Consider the following 16,373-nt stretch of genomic DNA (forward strand, 5'->3'; position numbering starts at 1 on the left):
TTTGAGCGCGACTCACCTTTCACTACATTCAATCCTTAAATTTTAATCCAAAGCTTTCTGGCCGAGTACTCGGTTGGTGTGCTTTACGTTCGACAAAGAATATAAATCACAACACTTTCTCTAAAAGAACAACAAAAATGAAAACAACAAAAAAAGTGGCTACCCTAGCTGCAACTCTAATCACAATCGGATCGCTCGTTGGGGGAGCGAATGCAGCGATGACAATGACAATTAATGAAGTAGGTAATGATTTAGTCTTTTCCTACAGCGGGACTTTGGATAGTTGGACATCAGACTCTCCAAGTTCTGGAACCTTTGTTCAATCCACTCCTAGTAACTTCTACTCTCTGACTGGAGATCATGATGATTATATCACATCGGGGATCGTTTTAGACTCTGGCAATTGGACCTCTACCAGTCTTTCTGGGGGAGTGAAGTCAGGTGACAACTTTGGTTTTGATGGCTCCTATTGGTATGCATCTGGACCACTGTACACCGCTGGAACACAAATAACAGGTTCTGCTACATACACTAATACTAGCTATGCTACTGCAGGGTTTACTATTGGAGATTCTGGTTCATTTAGCGGTGGGGGAAACACAGTCTCTTTTCAGGTGGCTGCAGTTCCAGAACCATCATCAGCTCTTCTCGTTGGACTGGGAGCACTAAGCTTTGTAGTTCGCCGTCGTAGAACTAACTAATGTCGAATCGGGTGGGCGGTAGATTTTAACTACCGCCCACCACACCACCGGCCATACGGGTCCGTAGCACGGCGGTTCCAATCCGTCACTTGCTACCCTTTGGCGCTTTTAGGATCCTTGGGATAACGAATAAAAATCAACTGTTTTTCTAGACTAAGCAATCCCTGCTGTTCGTGCCATTCATTGGTCAGCGCTCAGCGAACCAAGCGCATTTGACTCATCCGCCAGTACCCTTTCCGGCTGCGACTTGCTTGATGAACCACGTTCTTATTGATGCCGAGTTTCAGGAGGTTTCGCCTTCTTGCCCTCGGCCTTCCCCACTATTTCCAGTAGTAGAACCTCAAGCGGCGTCTCATCCACTGATCCAGTGCTCGTATTTCGCCAAACGGGATGTCGATGGCAAAGTAGTTGATCACTCCACGCGCAATGAAATTGTTGGCTGGTTAGGTGAATCACTTAAAATAAAAGTTCAGGCGCCACCAGAAAAAGGGAAAGCCAATAAAGCCGTGATTAAATTACTTTCGAAAGCTTTGGATGTACCAGCTACTCATATCTCAGTTATTTCTGGTACAACTGCGCAACAGAAAACTGTCGAAATAACGAGTCAATCTTTACCCCAGGTTCTTGAAAAACTACCAGTGCCATAAATCCTCTGATATGGCGCAATAGCACTAGCCACTCACTGCTCAGCCCATCTCTACCCGGAAAGTCCCTATTCAGACTTATCTTCGATCTCCTCCACTTTCCCACCTCTATCGGGCGTAGACCGGAAACTCGGAACGACCTTGCGCATCAACTTTTTTAAGCCCCCTTCAGCAGCGACGTAATCATCCTCGGCCTCACGTAGCGCTTTTTCCCATGCTGGGGCAAAACCAGGTGCTTGCTCGCGCAAGACGCTGATAGCTGTCTCCATGATTTCAAGCCTACGAAGCTCTACCTTCCCAGGCTTTTGCTGGATTGCGTTGAGATTTACTCGAAGAGTCTCGTTTTGCTCTCTGAACTCGTCGAGTTGGTTCTGCAGCAACTCGTTCCCCTTGGCATTAATCTTGAGTTGAGTATTTAGATGAGACTGGAGCTCCCCATTTTCTTCTTTCACCCGAACAAGCTCAGTCTTGAGAAATTTCTTATCTTTCGCACCTGATCTCCAAACAAAAAACACCAGCCCGAGTCCAATGATAAGACCCCAAGTAAAAGAATTGGCGAGTACATCTAGCAAAGTTTCCATTGGCAACAGCCTACTCGCTATTTCTCTACTGAAAAGTGTGAATTTCCGATCATTCTAATCACCGATGCAGTGGATGACATAGTGTAAAGCGTTGCCCTTTCTAAAAGGATTGCATTCAGTCTCCGTTTCACTACTTTGTCCAAAATTTTCACACTGCACTATGAGCGACCAACAACAAATCTGGCTCGACGGAAATATCGTCAACAAAGACGAAGCCAAGCTTTCCGTATTTGACCACGGCCTTCTCTACGGCGACGGCATTTTCGAAGGCATCCGTTTCTACAGCGGTCGCGTCTTCCGTCTCGAGGAACACATCGAACGCCTCATTCTCTCAGCCAAAGCAATCCACATGACTCTCCCGTGGACACTGGAAGAGATTTGTAAAGCCACGGTCGACACAGTGAAAGCGAACGGACTCATCAACGGCTACGTCCGACTGGTGATCACACGTGGTGAAGGCGGCCTGGGACTCAACCCCTATCTCTGCCCAACACCCTCCATGTTCATCATCGCCGCAGCGATCCAGCTCTATCCTGAGGAAAACTACACTAAAGGCTTAGAACTCATCACCTGTGCCACACGTCGCCCAACTCCTGCGTCACTTTCACCGCAGGTCAAGTCGCTCAACTACCTCAATAACATCATGGCTAAAATTGAGTGTATCCAAGCAGGTGTCATCGAAGGCGTCATGCTCAATGAACAAGGCTACGTAGCTGAATGCACTGGTGATAACATCTTTGTCGTCAAAAAGGGCAAGCTCTGCACCCCACCAGTTTCAGATGGCTCGCTCGATGGAATCACCCGCCAAGTCATTTTTGAACTCTGTGAAAATGCTGGCCTTGAGCTCCAAGAGAAGTCCATGACTCGCTATGATCTCTACACCGCAGACGAAATTTTCCTCACTGGTACAGCGGCGGAAGTCATCCCAGCGGTAAAGTACGACCAGCGTCTCATCGGTGACGGCACACCTGGCCCCATCTCTAAGCAGCTCGTCGAAGACTTCCGAGCACTCGCCAATAGCGAAGGAACTCCCTGCACTTAAGGCTTAGAAAAATAATCTCAATTTTCAACATAATGGCAGCTCGATCTACGGGCTGCCATTTTTTATTAGATGAAAGGATGGAATAAAGCCTCAACGCCACCCTCACATTGATGTTATGCGTATTCCACTCATCGCGTCAGCCTCTATAGTCATGGCTGCCAGTGCCTTTGCTGAATCCAAAGAGCTCAACCAGGAACTTGTCGGCAAAGAAGCCCCTGGCTTCACCCTCAAAAACCAAAACAATAAAGACGTTTCTCTAGCTCAGTACAAAGGCAAAAAAAATGTCATTCTCATCTTCAGCCGAGCGGCTTGGTGACCATTCTGCATGGTGCAGCTAGTTGAGCTGCAAAAACAACAAGAAGCATTCAAAGCTCTCGATGCGGAACTCATCTGCGTCCTCCGTGAAAACAAAGAAGGACTCGATGGACTTAAAAAAGCATACGCTAAAACCAAGTTTGACATTATACTCAACGACTCTCCCACCACACTCACTAAAGAGTACAGTAAAGAGCTCTGGGCCACATATTTCATTGGGAAAGACGGCATCATAAAGTCCGTCCTAACAGGCACAAAGAAAAAGCGCCCCGATGCTGACGCCGTCCTAACTCAGGCGAAGTCCTCATTCTAAAAGGCTTTTATTGCATTTTCTTTACCTAAGGAGCGCCCTCATGTAATGTAGGGCGCTCACTTTTTTATCCCTCATGAAAATTCAATTAATCCGCAACGCTACCCTCCGCATCCAATACAATGGGCACATCCTCCTCTTAGACCCTTTTCTCTCCCCCGCTGGAGTTCTCCCTCCCTTTGCTGGAATTCAGCCAAACCCTACCGTCGAGCTACCTATGGCTCCTGAAGCAGTCATCGCAGACGCTGAGCTCATCATGCTCACTCACCTTCACCCTGACCATTTTGATGATGAGGCAGCTCAGCTTCTCCCCAAATTTCTCCCCGTTCTCTGTGCGCCCATCGACACAAACGCCATTGAAGGAAAAGGCTTCAATAATTTGCACCCACTCACCGATTCATTCGAATGGAATGACATTTGCTTCGAACCCGCACCAGCCGAACACGGATCTGGTGAATGGCTACAAAAAATGGGCCATGTTCTCGGTTACTTCTTAAAAGCTCCTAATAGGAAGTCTCTTTACATTGCCTCTGACACAGTCTGGTGCCCAGCTGTCGAAAGCTTTATCGCGGAGAAGCAGCCAGACGTGATCATCACTAACTCTGGCGGAGCACATTTCCCTGATGCTCCCCCTATCATCATGGACATCGAGCAAACGCTCGCAGTCTGTAAAGCTGCACCTAAAGCAAGAGTCATCGCAACGCACCTCGAGTCACTCGATCATTGTCCAGTCACCCGCGAGGCTCTCAGAACCGCAGCCAACGAGGCTGGCATCCCTGAAACACAACTTTTCATCCCAGATGATGGCGAAATCATCGATTTCACGCCTAGATAGGGAATCCATTCTATGGCTATTGGCGTTCAGAACTTGAAACATCCTATTTACATACCTATAGATTCCCTCCAGTGACGAGCACTTCAATCTATCTAATCGCTGGGGAAGTCAGCGGAGACACGCATGGCGCCGAGCTTATGCATGCTCTCAGTGACCGTATTCCCGGAGTCGATCTCAGTGGCACCGGCGGTCCAGAAATGCATTCTATCAGCACGAATGTCCGTGATTGGGTAGAAGACGCTGCTGTCATGGGTATCTGGGAAGTGCTAAAGCACTACAAGTGGTTCAAACAGCAATTCGATGCCATGCTTGCAGAGATTATTGAGCTCAAGCCAGACGCCCTCATTCTCATTGATTACCCTGGCTTTAACCTGCGCATGGCAAAAGCCGTACGCGAGGCTCTCCCGCAGACCAAAATCATTTACTACATCAGCCCTCAAGTCTGGGCATGGAACAAAGGGCGCATCCCTAAAATGGCCGAGCTCCTCGACCAAATGATCTGCATTTTCCCCTTCGAAAAAGACATTTTCCAAGATGCCGGACTCGCAACCGAATTTGTCGGGCATCCCATCGTCGACGAGCTAGCTGAAAAGACAATATCCGTGGAACGCGATCCAAAGCTAGTCGGGCTTTTCCCTGGCAGCCGTGAACGTGAAGTCGCACGACTCTTCCCGGTAATGATAGAAGCAGCTAGACGACTTAGCATTGAACACCCATCGCTCCGCTTTAAAGCTCCCGCAGCTTCTAAAAAACTTGCCCTCCAAATGCGATCGCTCATTTCAAAAGCGAAAGTATCCACTGAGCTCATTGAAATCAGCACAGGAGACAGCCACGCGCTGATGCAAAAAGCAGCATGCGGAGTCATAGCAAGCGGCACAGCGACTCTCGAAGCGGCCTACTATGGCTTGCCCTATTGCTTGATGTACCGCATCGCTTGGCCCACTTATTTCATTGGCAAAATGTTAATCAAAGTCGACTACATTGGCTTGGTCAACATTCTCGCGGGTAAGCAGGTAGTCGAAGAATTTATCCAAGGAGACGCCGACCCTTGCCATATCCAGCACGCGCTCGATCGCTTTCTTACAGATGACGAACACCGCAATAACGTCATAGCCCAGCTCGTTGAAACCTCAAGCAAGCTAGGAGATTCTGGCTGCCATGTCAGAGCTGCCGATTCAGTCGCTAAAGTACTTGCGCTCTAACTCAAGCAGCTCCATCAGTGCCCCAACAACTATGTCTGACTCAGTAGATAAGAATAGCGCCCGCAAGTATTGGTGGATCATTATGCTTCTCCCCATTGGATTAGCTGTTGGCTCCGTTTTAAGTTTGGTCAATCATCTGCGCCACAACGAGAAACAGGAAGAACACAACCAGTACAAGGTAGCTATCGCCCTCAATGCGAAAGACATCGAAACGGGAATGAAACACGCTCTTCTTCTTGGAAATCGCTCATTAGAAACTGAAATTGGCCGATCTAACATTGAGTCAGCGAGCCGCCTTATCCAAGGAGCTGTAAGCCCCGGCGGCACTGGTCAGCAATTTGATAACACTAATACAGTCAGGGTCGATGGGCATATGCTTAGATTATCCTATGTCGATATCCCCGGCGTTCAGAAAAACGATTTCACAATCGTCGTCATTGAGCTTGATCAGAATAAAAGTAGAGGCGATGCAGCGATCCTAGGACTCACGCCATCAGTCATACGAGCTCTGGCAGAAGCCAAACCCCTCACCACTCTGCGCTTTGTCCTCACCCCCTTTAGCCAATCAGCAGACGTCCATGCAGCCCAGATTCAAAAGGAATTACTCAGCCGCGGTCAACAGATTGAAAAACTGATTATCCTTAGGACACAAGACTCCGTTGATCTCACAGATACTGTCGACTGGGTTTCTCTCACTGAAAAGTCAGTCCCCATTGAAACGGAGGGTAAAACTAAATTAGAAATCACCCATCCAGCGCTTCTAGCTGAATCTGTCGAAAGTATTTCACCAGCACAAGTAAAGATGACTCTCAAAGCTGCTGATCAATTAAGAAACCTGCTACTTAAAGCTGCGAATTAACGCTTAGCTTTAGAAGCCTCAAAGCTAATGGATCCCCACTTTTTTACGTACCTCTGCGCGAGAAAACCTGTGCGTAAGCATATCAGCTAAAAACGGATCCTTTACAGATAACTGGTCCACACGCTTGATGTTTTCTAACTGAGTGACTCGTGAAAATATCGCCCACTTTATCGAGGTCTTAAGAACAGATTTCATTCCATATCCTTTAGGCTGATTACTGGACCAAAAACGCACATAATCCACCTCCTGATGACGGTGTATTCCTAGGTAAACGACCAAGTGCCCATGCTCATGCTTTCCTATTTCATCGGTCCAGAAAATCTTCATGAAATCACCCGGTCGCGCCTTGGCATAACTCTCGAAATTATAGCCTAATTTTAAGTCGTGAATCATCTTCGCCGCGCCAGGTCCATTAGCATTCCATCGGCCCCAGGCATTTACCCCATCAGCCTGCCCAGTCATACATAAAGCTAACGCTTCTTGCTGGCTTAGTTTAAATTCACCACGCGCTTCGGCAGCCTTGACCATTTCCAATAAAACTAAGTAAGTCGCTCCAGAGCAATAACTGGGCCGAGCCACTTTAGGACTAAGCAATAACCCACCACTATTTACACCTATCGAACGACTCAATGCGTTATGCGCAGCAGACCGGGTTGAATAACCACCTCCACTTGGCATGGTATTTATAGCGGATATCACATTCTGATTCTGAGGAATGGTCGCCACTTTAATCGGGGCTGCACAGCTGCTCATCACAGCCAACATCGATAACAACAGCAGACCTTTTTTCATGATCTCTCTAATACCATACGCGGGTCATCAGCAAAACACCCATCTGCTCCAGACTCCAGAACACGATCGTAATCACCGACTGTTTTCACAGTATAAGAATAAACTTTTAAGCCTAATACGTGCGCCCGCTCGACTAAGCTCCTATCAAGAATCTTCAAACTAGGATTAATCGCAACAGCGGATAACCTCTGAGCCAAGTCAAATGCTCGATCAAGTTGAGAGGATTTATCGACCAAGACAGCTATTTGAATATGATCGCACTTCGAACGAAACTCCTCTAGTTGAGGCAAATCGAAGCTCGATATTACGATCTCAGGTAATAATCTTTCCTTCATCAATGAAACTAAGGAACCCACGCACGCCAGTCCCTTTATTTCAATATTTACTGCCACTCCCGCCATAAAACAAAGGTCCAGCACTTCTCCTAGCAGAGGTATTCGTTCACCCAGTCCTGCATCCAATTCGCGCAGGTCAGTCATCGTGTAATCCTCCACCTCTCCTTTGCCATTTGTTGTACGGTCTACCGAAAAATCATGAATCACCACCAGCTCGCCGTCGACAACATGCACGTCTACTTCCACCATTTTACACCCTAGTTCGACAGCCCTACGTACCGACCTCAGAGTATTTTCAGGCTCTAGCCCAGCACATCCTCGGTGCCCTATTGTTAAAAAGTGAGAATTCACATCTAACATATCTAAAAATTATGCTATGAAAGCAATTGTATAAATATGAACTCTATAGATCCACGTCTGCAACTTATATCCAAGGCCCAAGCTGACATAGAATGGGATATCATTGTCATCGGCGGCGGCGCTACAGGCCTTGCCACAGCATGGGATGCTGCCTCCCGAGGCTACAAAGTTGCACTTATTGAACAAGAGGACTTTGCTGCAGCGACCTCTAGCAGATCGACCAAGCTTGTTCATGGCGGAGTGCGCTATCTACAAAAAGGCGAACTGGGCTTGGTCAAAGAAGCTTTGCACGAGCGCAGTCTCCTTATCCAGAATGCAGCCGAGTTTTGCCGACCACAGAGATTCATACTCCCTACTCACCTCCCGCTGGCGCATTACTACTACCGCATTGGAATGGCTCTGTATGACATCTTAGCTGGCAAAGCTAACCTCCAGCCAGCTGAACTATTAAACAAAGCACAACTCCAAGAAGCACTTCCCAACTATCGGAAACCCAACCCATCAGGAGGCATAGCCTACTCCGATGGACAATTTGACGATGCTTCACTCTGTGTCGGCTTCGCTCAAGCGATTAACTCCAGCGGTGGACTTGCAATAAACTACGTCTCAGCAAAACAACTTGTCCGCAAAAATGGTAAACTTGTGGGACTAATCGCAGAAGACCGTGAGACCTCGCAAAGCTGGGAGATGCGCTCGAAATCTATCGTCAATGCGACGGGAATATTCTCCGACCTCTTTAGAAAAGCAAATCACTCAGAGATTAAATGGAGCATCCGTACAAGCCGTGGTTCCCATATTGTAGTCCCAAAAAACATCCTAGGCTCTGACAATGCACTGATCATTCCAAAGACCTCTGACGGAAGAGTACTCTTCGCGATCCCCTGGAAGCAGCATACCTTAATTGGAACTACTGATATTCCTACCGAATCACCAGTTCTACACCCCGTCCCATCAGACCAAGAGATTCAATTCTTAGTACACGAAGCGTCTAAGACATTCGACTTTGACCCGAATGATATCTCATGCTCATGGTCTGGACTTCGACCACTTGTTAGCCGAGCTGGTAAAGGAAACACCGCTGCACTCTCTCGAAAACATATTATAGATATCGCACCTGACGGACTAGTCTCTATTCTTGGTGGAAAATGGACGACCTGCCGAAAAATGGCAGAAGATACCATCGATGCGATTATAAAAACACACTCACTTCCCGACAGAGCGTGTAGAACCAAAGTTCTTAAACTGTGTGAAAACGGTGCAAGTCCGCCACTATTCACATTAAATGAATCCCCCTCACTGGAGATTTCGAGCGAACTTATTGAGCAATGCTACACTAAACTCTATGCTCGAACCTCGGATGACATCCTTGCTCGGCGCACTCGCATGGCAATGCTAAATACAAAAACAGCTCAGGCTCAATCAACTATCATAGAAAGACGCCTTAATCAGATCAAAACCCCTTAACCCAATCTCTCTAATAGTTGACGATTCGGGTTGCCGACACCGGAAAATTGCCTATATTTCCCCTGCTACCATGTTCGTCCTTTATAGAACGCGCCCAGGCCGATATTTATATAAAGGGAGCTGCCCCGGAGGTTTAATGTCATGCCTTTTCAGGAAGACAGAGGGCCAATGGAGGCTCCCACCTACTGAGCTTTCGGATCAGTGGCATAATTCTATGGACGGCATGGCGGTACTTTTTTTTAAAGCTCACTTGGAGTAATCTGCATACGCAGTAGTCAACTACTCTCTTTTCTTCAGAGCTCATTAGTATACTTACCCGAGAAATCTCATATCATTTTACAGTTAGATTTATTACTTGCGAAAAAATGGTTATGATATAATCACCAATAACATTATGGCTAAGAACAACAGCAAACCACAGAGCCGAGGCAAGCGCTATAGCACCAAAGAGAAAGCTGAGATACTTACTTTCGTAGATAAACATAACGCAGAAAATGGACGCGGTGGAGCCGCGGAAGCTTCTCGTAAATTTCAAGTTTCACAACTTACAATTGGTAACTGGCTCAAAGAGGCTGGCTCACCATCTCCACGACGTAAAAAAGGCAATGCAGATATATCTCTAGTTCTTAAGCGTCTCGGTGACATTCATAAGAAAATGGCCAAAGTCGAAGAAGAACTCGACGGACTTCGTAAAGAATACGCGGCCCTTAAAGGCCAGCTTTAACACATCTATTAAGATAAAAAGAGCCGCTAGCAGTAAATGCTAGCGGCTTTTTTTATATCTACTCAACTGAGTTCATCTCACACTCACAGCTGGAGCCTCAGCAAATGCCCTAGCTTGCGAACGTCGCTCTATATCCTTCTGAGGCCTATACCAAGATGCTGCGCCTTTCTCAGGATATACAGCCATACCGATCACCCCGACATTACGCGTACTTCCATGTTTCAAGTGTGTGTAACTTTCTGAAACACTCGCGTATTTAAAGGATGCCACAGCTACTTCACTCGTTCTAAAACCTTTCACCTCAAGTGTGTCACCTGGCTTGACGATATAACCACGATTCTTCACCGAAGCGCTCTTGCCAGTCATCACATCTAGACCATCCACACTAAGCACAATCTCTACACGGGAGTAAGACACATTTTTCACCACTAAGCTATATCTGCTCCCCCCTTTACCAACTACAAAACGTTTTCCTTGTGAGTGGATATTTTTGGCATATCCCCATTGTGACTTCACCCCCCATTCGACCAGACTATCTGTGCTTTTTTGCAACGAATCACCTGTAACTTTAGACCCATTCGTCATCTTAGTTACTCCCTGTTTATCATTATAGTAAATTACATTAACTGAACTAGGCTTCTGTCCACTACGCTTAAACTCTGTATAGCTGATAGACGACTCCACCTCTTCTCCGAAGCCTGTGCCTAAGCCTGGTCTATACGAGGCTTCCAACCTCGGTTCAGCGTCACGACCTACTCTAACGGCGTCGGACGTACTTGGAGCTGGCATCGTTGATGTACACGAACTCAACCAGCCAAACACACTCCCTATTAAGCCTACACACAAAAGTTTTTTAGCGTTCATTAAAAGCTAGAAAAACAGCATTTAAACATTTCGTCAACATCATATGCTGATTTTATAGCATTTAAATTTGAATTAAAGATAAGATCTGCTAGGTAATTAATTATGGATAGACTCGAAAATGGTCAACTCTCCCGCAGAGAAAGACAAATGATGGATATCATCTATCGATTGGGCAAAGCCTCGGCAAAAGAAGTTCTAGAAAACCTTCCTGATCCACCATCCTATTCCGCAGTTCGCGCACTCCTCGTTACTCTCGAAAATAAGGGAATGCTCAATCACAGCAAGGAATCTAGACGCTATATCTACACCCCTGCAATCACAGAGGTAAAAGCACGCAACTCAGCTATTAAAAATCTTCTGTCTACCTTCTTTAATAACAAGCCTAAGAATTTAATTGCAGCCTTGTTAGACGAAAGTGATGAGAATCTTACAAAATCTGAAATTGACGAGATCCGTAAAATGGTACATGACAAGTAGCTATGTTCCTCCTCTGCATTACATTACCTGTAATCGCGTATTGTTTCAGCCAGCTACTGGCTCGCAGAAACCTAGTGCAGGCATCACGCTTCACAGCTCGAATGGTGCTGCTGCTGCTATTTTCTCCACTTTTTTTATTGGTTCCAAAATGGGAAATCCCTGTCGGGTTTATTTCATCAGAGACAATCACCAGTAGCACTTGGGACCTGCCTACTCTGTTACTAACATACTGGATCGCGGGATCCTCTGTAACGCTGATTTTCTATTGTATCCAAGCATTACAGCTTTCGCAGTGGGTAGACCGGACTAAGCACATTCACTCAGGCAGTATGTCCCACGAGCTAGAACTGGCGGCGAAACAATCTCGATTAAAGAGTGTCCCAGCTCTCCGAATTTCTACTGAAGCGCATTCACCTATCGTGACAGGAGTCTTCCGCCCTACTATTATCTTGCCGCAATATGCACTCCATTGGGACAACGCTACACTGCGAATGGTTTACCTTCACGAGCTTGGCCACATCCAAAGAAGAGACCTCTGGCTCTCACTTGCGGCCCAAGTAAACTGTGTACTCTATTGGTGGAACCCACTAGTCTGGATGCTTAAGAGTAACCTGCGCTATCAATGTGAGTTTGCTGTAGACGCAGCAATCCTAGATAAGGGCGTAGATTCGAAAAGTTACATTACAGCTCTGTGTAATGTCGCAGAGGAAATGCTCAAAAATAGACCTCTACTATGCTCAACCCTGTCTATGGCTTACCAATCCTCCCTTAGAAAAAGAGTAAACACTCTTAGCCGCAGTCAAGAAAACCTCCACCCTGTCGCGTTCAAGGTCTTCACCCTAATATCTATTTGTACCACAGTAGCTGTCGCAACAACCGCTACCTCACCAATAGAACAAAATCAGGCGTACTCAAACGAGGACCAGAAACTGCGCTTATCCGCCACACCTTTTCCAGCGGATATTTAAGTACAACTTAGGCCCATATACTTGGCTATTTTAAGTTGTAATCTTCCCTTGATCATCGCACAAGGGACCCATGTCTGAACCATATAACGCTGACCTCCTGGCGGTCGACACGGACTCTATCAAGAGCCGTCTCGCGACACTCAGGAGGTACCTTTGACATTCCTACTCTCGAGTCTCAACTTCATGAAATTGAGGCCAAAATGACCGAAGGGTCTTTTTGGGATGATTCAAATAAAGCTCAGCTAACAGTGGCTGAAGGCAATGTCATCAAACGAAAGCTTAATCCATTGCTCGAGCTTGAGCAACGCTACTCAGACCTTCTTGAACTCATCAACCTCGCTAAGGAATATGAGGATGCAGACTCCGCGAACGAAGTAGCTATCGAGTTCATTGAGATTTCAAAAACTCTCGAGTCCTTCGAGCTCCTTGTACTACTAGACAAGCCAACTGACATTTCTAGCTGCTACCTCACCATTAACTCCGGAGCTGGTGGCACCGAAGCCTGCGACTGGGCTGCGATGCTCTTACGCATGTACACACGCTGGGCTGAAAGCAAGGGCTTCAGTGTTACTACAGTAGATTATGCTGAAGGTGACACAGTTGGAATTTCGAGTGCTACGATCAAAGTAGATGGCGAATATGCCTATGGTTATTTGAAGAATGAACGTGGTGTGCACCGACTCGTTCGTATCTCTCCATTTGACTCAGCTGGCAAGCGCCACACATCATTCACTTCTATCGATGCCACCCCTGAGATGAATACAAATATCGAGATCGATATGAACCCTGCTGATATAGACATCCAAACTGCTCGCTCAGGTGGAGCCGGTGGACAAAATGTAAATAAGGTCGAAACTGCTGTCATCCTCAAGCACAAGCCTACTGGCATTGTGATCCGCTGCACTCAGGAACGCTCACAGCTGCGTAACAGAGAACTGGCAATAGAATTGCTCAAAGCGAAACTCTATCAAATGGAGGAAGACAAACAGAAAGCTGAATCTGAGCGTGAATATTCAGAAAAAGGTGACATTGGGTGGGGCAGCCAGATTCGTTCCTACGTTTTCCAGCCCTACCAAATGGTCAAAGACCTACGCACTGGAGAAGAAAGTGGCAACATCCAGTCTATCATGGATGGCGAAATCGATGCATTCATAGAAGCCATGCTCAAAGGGAAGAAGAAAGGCGACGATAAGCAAGACTAGCACATGTGTGCTATGATGATCCAGAAATCAACTCTCCTTACTATGTCAGATAAAACTATCTTCGAAATGATCATTGATCGTGAAATCCCTGCAGACATCGTCCACGAAGACGATCTCTGTATCTGCTTTCGCGATATCAATCCACAAGCTCCCATACACCTCCTTGTCGTCCCTAAAAAACGTATTGTTAGAATCTCCGAAAGCTCCAGTGAGGACCAGGCCACACTAGGCCACCTTATGCTCACAGTGAACAAAGTCGCACACCAAGAAGGAATCACGGAGAGCGGTTTCAGAACTGTGATTAACAATGGGCCACACGGAGGAGAAGAAGTGCCTCACCTGCATTTGCACATCTTAGCAGGCCGTCAAATGCAGTGGCCTCCAGGCTAGTCTACAGAAGCGCCCTCGGACCTAGCTACAAGCGGTATCCTCAGGTCAAGTAGCCAACTACCCTTTTGATTTATTGCTCGCCATACCACGGCGAGCTTTTTTGCGTCTAGGACCCCACACTTACCGAAGGAATTAAACCATTAAGCCACTTATTAATAAAATTCATGTCAACGAGCATAAATACAGGCTTAACCCAAATTGGCATGGCACAACTATTGCTCAAGCTCATGTAGCCCGTGAATAGATATTCCAAGTGTTCGGAGAGTATACAATGAACGTCATTATTTTGACATTCATATAACATATATAATCCAACCCGAAACAGGATAACACCGAGTAATCTGTGATCAGTCGAACTTATACACTCCACCAACTATACAAATAATAAAACAGCAAAGATATGGACTATTTACCACCCAATGAATTGGCAAAGAAAATGATCGAAGCGGGAGAGGAAAAACTCTTCATGTCTACAAAAGACACGATCATCCGAGGCATCGGTGCCGGCGCGCTCCTCACACTTGCCGCGTTTTTTGCACTTACTGTAATCACTAAAACTGGCAGCTTAATCTTCGGTGCCATATTATTCCCCATCGGCTTCATCATGCTGAATATGCTCAAGTTTGACCTAGTCACAGGAGTATTCACCCTCGCCCCACTCCCGGTCATCGCCGGTAATAAAGGCTGCACCTGGGCTAAAGTCTTCCGTAACTGGTTCCTCGTTTTCTGCTCTAACTTTGTCGGAGCCCTCTTTGTTGTATTCCTCGCGTCATTCAGTGTGAGATATGGCTACTCAGGTGAAACTTCTGAGATATTCCCAGCCTTCCACAAACTACTCGCTAAAGTAGGTGAAGGCCGAACTCTTGGTTTTGAAAAATACGGAGTCATGGGATGGCTTACATGCTTCGTCCGCGGAATCATGTGTAACTGGATGGTATCTATGGGTGTCATCGGCGCCATCTACGCAAGATCATCAATCGGGAAGTTCTTCTGCATGTGGGCACCAATCATGTGCTTCTTCTTCATGGTCTTCGAACACGCAGTAGTGAACATGTTCCTCTTCCCATTCGCAATGACCATGGGAGCTGACATCACTATCCCTGAGTTTTTCATCTGGAACGAAATCCCAACAGTTCTAGGTAACATCGTAGGCGGACTTGGTTTAGTTGGCCTCCCAATCTACCTAACACACTACAAAAAAGGGAAAGCCGAATAAGCTACAATTAGCATACAGCCACTTTACAGGGCGGATTGATCACAAGGTCGATCCGCCTTTTTCGTGCACCACATACTCTAAACCTGACCAACTGAACGCCACTAGCACAAGTGAGCAAGAGAATCAACCATTTAACACCAGATCCACTAATCTAAATCATTAATTTGTATCACCTTACAGAACACATATCGGCACAGCTACTGCTTATTCCCAAACTGTAGAAAGTAAGTTATGAATGCATCAAAGAATAATAACACAGCAATAGCTAACTATGAGTTCACTGAAAAGAGCTCATATCAGCACGGTGAAATAAACACACCCATGGCATCTTTGAAGAAACAATGCTCAGCAATCTTCAACCAAGCTAAGCTCACACTATGTGTCACTGGCGGTTTACTGTTATGGATGGCGGTCGTGGTTCCTTCCACACCTATCCTACAGATGAAAAGACATATCACCCGTACTGATATGTGTGCAAAAAAGAAGCACTGATAGATTGAAGCAACACATCTATCCTTCATATAGATTCACCTCCCACAAATCCATTATGCATCCTCAAAAAAACCAAACAAAACATATATATTAAAAATGACAAAACTTGAAATGACCGAAGCCATCTTCAGCGCAAAACTATCAAAAGGTGTTAGTTGGGTAGATATTGGAACAGCTATCGGCTTATCAGATATTTTCACGGCATCAGCATGCTTGGGACAAAATAGTCTAAGCCCAGAAGACGCGAACCAGCTCGCTTCATTTTTGGATTTAGATGACGCGGTCGCTACTGCGCTCACAGTCTGTCCGATGAAAGCAATGGATACAGACCTCGTTTCTAAAGACCCTCTCATTTACCGTTTTTACGAAATTGCCTATGTCTATGGAGGCGCGATCAAAGAATGCATCCACGAGAAATTTGGAGATGGTATCATGAGCGCCATCGACTTCACCTGTGATATTGCCAAGCAAGAAGACCCAAAAGGAGACAGGGTTGTCGTCACAATGAATGGCAAGTTCTTGCCCTACAAAAAGTGGTAAACTTTAGCCATTAAACATTAGGGGGTTTAGTATTTTAGCTGCCTCGATTACACTCCCACA

Annotated in this window: 20 protein-coding genes and 1 other RNA gene; 17 read left to right on the top strand and 4 right to left on the bottom strand. The window is 46.2% G+C overall.

Translation table 11 applies throughout. From position 1 onward, the window contains the following. The first annotated feature begins 137 nt into the window (after positions 1-137). Positions 138-701 carry a PEP-CTERM sorting domain-containing protein gene (locus ACSHX2_RS04095; RefSeq protein WP_435690851.1) on the top strand — a complete coding sequence of 188 codons (564 nt, stop codon included), beginning with the start codon at positions 138-140 and terminating at the stop codon, positions 699-701. 254 nt (positions 702-955) lie between these two features. Next, complete coding sequence (locus ACSHX2_RS04100) at positions 956-1,348, top strand: DUF167 domain-containing protein (RefSeq protein WP_435690853.1); 393 nt, start codon at positions 956-958, stop codon at positions 1,346-1,348. 65 nt (positions 1,349-1,413) lie between these two features. On the opposite strand, the gene ACSHX2_RS04105 is transcribed toward ACSHX2_RS04100, so the two are convergent. Beyond that, positions 1,414-1,926 carry a hypothetical protein gene (locus tag ACSHX2_RS04105; RefSeq protein ID WP_435690855.1) on the bottom strand — a complete coding sequence of 171 codons (513 nt, stop codon included), beginning with the start codon at positions 1,924-1,926 and terminating at the stop codon, positions 1,414-1,416. A 160-nt stretch (positions 1,927-2,086) separates the two neighbouring features. On the opposite strand from ACSHX2_RS04105, the gene ilvE reads away from it, so the two are divergent. The 6 genes from ilvE (at position 2,087) to ACSHX2_RS04135 (ending at position 6,489) form a co-directional block, all read left to right on the top strand. Beyond that, positions 2,087-2,968 carry a branched-chain-amino-acid transaminase gene (gene ilvE, locus ACSHX2_RS04110; protein WP_435690857.1) on the top strand — a complete coding sequence of 294 codons (882 nt, stop codon included), beginning with the start codon at positions 2,087-2,089 and terminating at the stop codon, positions 2,966-2,968. A 115-nt stretch (positions 2,969-3,083) separates the two neighbouring features. After that, entirely contained in the window at positions 3,084-3,284 is a 201-nt protein-coding gene (locus ACSHX2_RS04115) for a redoxin domain-containing protein (RefSeq protein WP_435690859.1), read from the top strand. A 9-nt stretch (positions 3,285-3,293) separates the two neighbouring features. Further along, positions 3,294-3,596: a peroxiredoxin family protein gene (locus ACSHX2_RS04120; RefSeq protein ID WP_435690861.1), complete on the top strand. Its 303-nt coding sequence runs from the start codon at positions 3,294-3,296 to the stop codon at positions 3,594-3,596. A gap of 73 nt (positions 3,597-3,669) precedes the next feature. Then, positions 3,670-4,428 carry an MBL fold metallo-hydrolase gene (locus tag ACSHX2_RS04125; protein WP_435690863.1) on the top strand — a complete coding sequence of 253 codons (759 nt, stop codon included), beginning with the start codon at positions 3,670-3,672 and terminating at the stop codon, positions 4,426-4,428. Positions 4,429-4,499: 71 nt separating this feature from the next. Then, on the top strand, positions 4,500-5,630 hold the full coding sequence (gene lpxB, locus ACSHX2_RS04130; RefSeq protein WP_435690865.1) for a lipid-A-disaccharide synthase: 1,131 nt from the start codon (positions 4,500-4,502) through the stop codon (positions 5,628-5,630). 31 nt (positions 5,631-5,661) lie between these two features. Next, the gene (locus ACSHX2_RS04135; protein WP_435690867.1) at positions 5,662-6,489 is read left to right on the top strand and encodes a hypothetical protein; all 828 of its coding nucleotides are present in this window, start codon (positions 5,662-5,664) and stop codon (positions 6,487-6,489) included. Positions 6,490-6,513: 24 nt separating this feature from the next. Here ACSHX2_RS04135 and ACSHX2_RS04140 read toward each other — a convergent pair whose 3' ends face one another. Together ACSHX2_RS04140 and ACSHX2_RS04145 are read right to left on the bottom strand one after the other, a co-directional pair. Beyond that, on the bottom strand, positions 6,514-7,281 hold the full coding sequence (locus ACSHX2_RS04140) for a hypothetical protein (protein ID WP_435690869.1): 768 nt from the start codon (positions 7,279-7,281) through the stop codon (positions 6,514-6,516). Further along, positions 7,278-7,976 (bottom strand): glycerophosphodiester phosphodiesterase, encoded by a 699-nt coding sequence (locus ACSHX2_RS04145; RefSeq protein WP_435690871.1) that lies wholly within the window; start codon positions 7,974-7,976, stop codon positions 7,278-7,280. The genes ACSHX2_RS04140 and ACSHX2_RS04145 overlap by 4 nt, the downstream gene beginning before the upstream one ends. 36 nt (positions 7,977-8,012) lie before the next feature. On the opposite strand from ACSHX2_RS04145, the gene ACSHX2_RS04150 reads away from it, so the two are divergent. From ACSHX2_RS04150 to ACSHX2_RS04160, 3 genes are all read left to right on the top strand, one after another. Then, the gene (locus ACSHX2_RS04150; protein ID WP_435690873.1) at positions 8,013-9,440 is read left to right on the top strand and encodes an FAD-dependent oxidoreductase; all 1,428 of its coding nucleotides are present in this window, start codon (positions 8,013-8,015) and stop codon (positions 9,438-9,440) included. A 59-nt stretch (positions 9,441-9,499) separates the two neighbouring features. Continuing rightward, positions 9,500-9,677: non-coding RNA, 6S RNA (gene ssrS / locus ACSHX2_RS04155), on the top strand. Positions 9,678-9,834: 157 nt separating this feature from the next. Further along, complete coding sequence (locus ACSHX2_RS04160; RefSeq protein ID WP_435690874.1) at positions 9,835-10,164, top strand: hypothetical protein; 330 nt, start codon at positions 9,835-9,837, stop codon at positions 10,162-10,164. A gap of 72 nt (positions 10,165-10,236) precedes the next feature. Here the strand turns inward: ACSHX2_RS04160 and ACSHX2_RS04165 are convergent, their stop codons facing one another. Then, positions 10,237-10,953: a hypothetical protein gene (locus ACSHX2_RS04165; RefSeq protein WP_435690876.1), complete on the bottom strand. Its 717-nt coding sequence runs from the start codon at positions 10,951-10,953 to the stop codon at positions 10,237-10,239. A gap of 177 nt (positions 10,954-11,130) precedes the next feature. Between ACSHX2_RS04165 and ACSHX2_RS04170 the strand changes: the two genes are divergently transcribed. The 6 genes from ACSHX2_RS04170 to cynS all read left to right on the top strand — a co-directional run bounded on the left by ACSHX2_RS04170 (position 11,131) and on the right by cynS (position 16,313). Beyond that, on the top strand, positions 11,131-11,505 hold the full coding sequence (locus tag ACSHX2_RS04170; RefSeq protein WP_435690878.1) for a BlaI/MecI/CopY family transcriptional regulator: 375 nt from the start codon (positions 11,131-11,133) through the stop codon (positions 11,503-11,505). Between the two features lie 101 nt (positions 11,506-11,606). Next, entirely contained in the window at positions 11,607-12,473 is an 867-nt protein-coding gene (locus ACSHX2_RS04175) for a M56 family metallopeptidase (protein ID WP_435691337.1), read from the top strand. A gap of 70 nt (positions 12,474-12,543) precedes the next feature. Continuing rightward, a protein-coding gene (gene prfB, locus ACSHX2_RS04180; RefSeq protein ID WP_435690880.1) for a peptide chain release factor 2 occupies positions 12,544-13,675 on the top strand; the annotation gives its coding sequence in 2 pieces (ribosomal slippage) (positions 12,544-12,621 and positions 12,623-13,675; 1,131 coding nt in all). 42 nt (positions 13,676-13,717) lie between these two features. Continuing rightward, complete coding sequence (locus ACSHX2_RS04185) at positions 13,718-14,065, top strand: histidine triad nucleotide-binding protein (RefSeq protein ID WP_435690882.1); 348 nt, start codon at positions 13,718-13,720, stop codon at positions 14,063-14,065. 400 nt (positions 14,066-14,465) lie between these two features. After that, positions 14,466-15,281: a formate/nitrite transporter family protein gene (locus tag ACSHX2_RS04190; protein WP_435690884.1), complete on the top strand. Its 816-nt coding sequence runs from the start codon at positions 14,466-14,468 to the stop codon at positions 15,279-15,281. A 588-nt stretch (positions 15,282-15,869) separates the two neighbouring features. Continuing rightward, positions 15,870-16,313: a cyanase gene (gene cynS, locus ACSHX2_RS04195; RefSeq protein ID WP_435690886.1), complete on the top strand. Its 444-nt coding sequence runs from the start codon at positions 15,870-15,872 to the stop codon at positions 16,311-16,313. The last annotated feature ends 60 nt before the right edge of the window (positions 16,314-16,373 follow it).

This window comes from Rubritalea sp. (genome assembly GCF_051252225.1).
In the GTDB taxonomy this organism is placed as follows: Bacteria; Verrucomicrobiota; Verrucomicrobiia; order Verrucomicrobiales; family Akkermansiaceae; genus Rubritalea.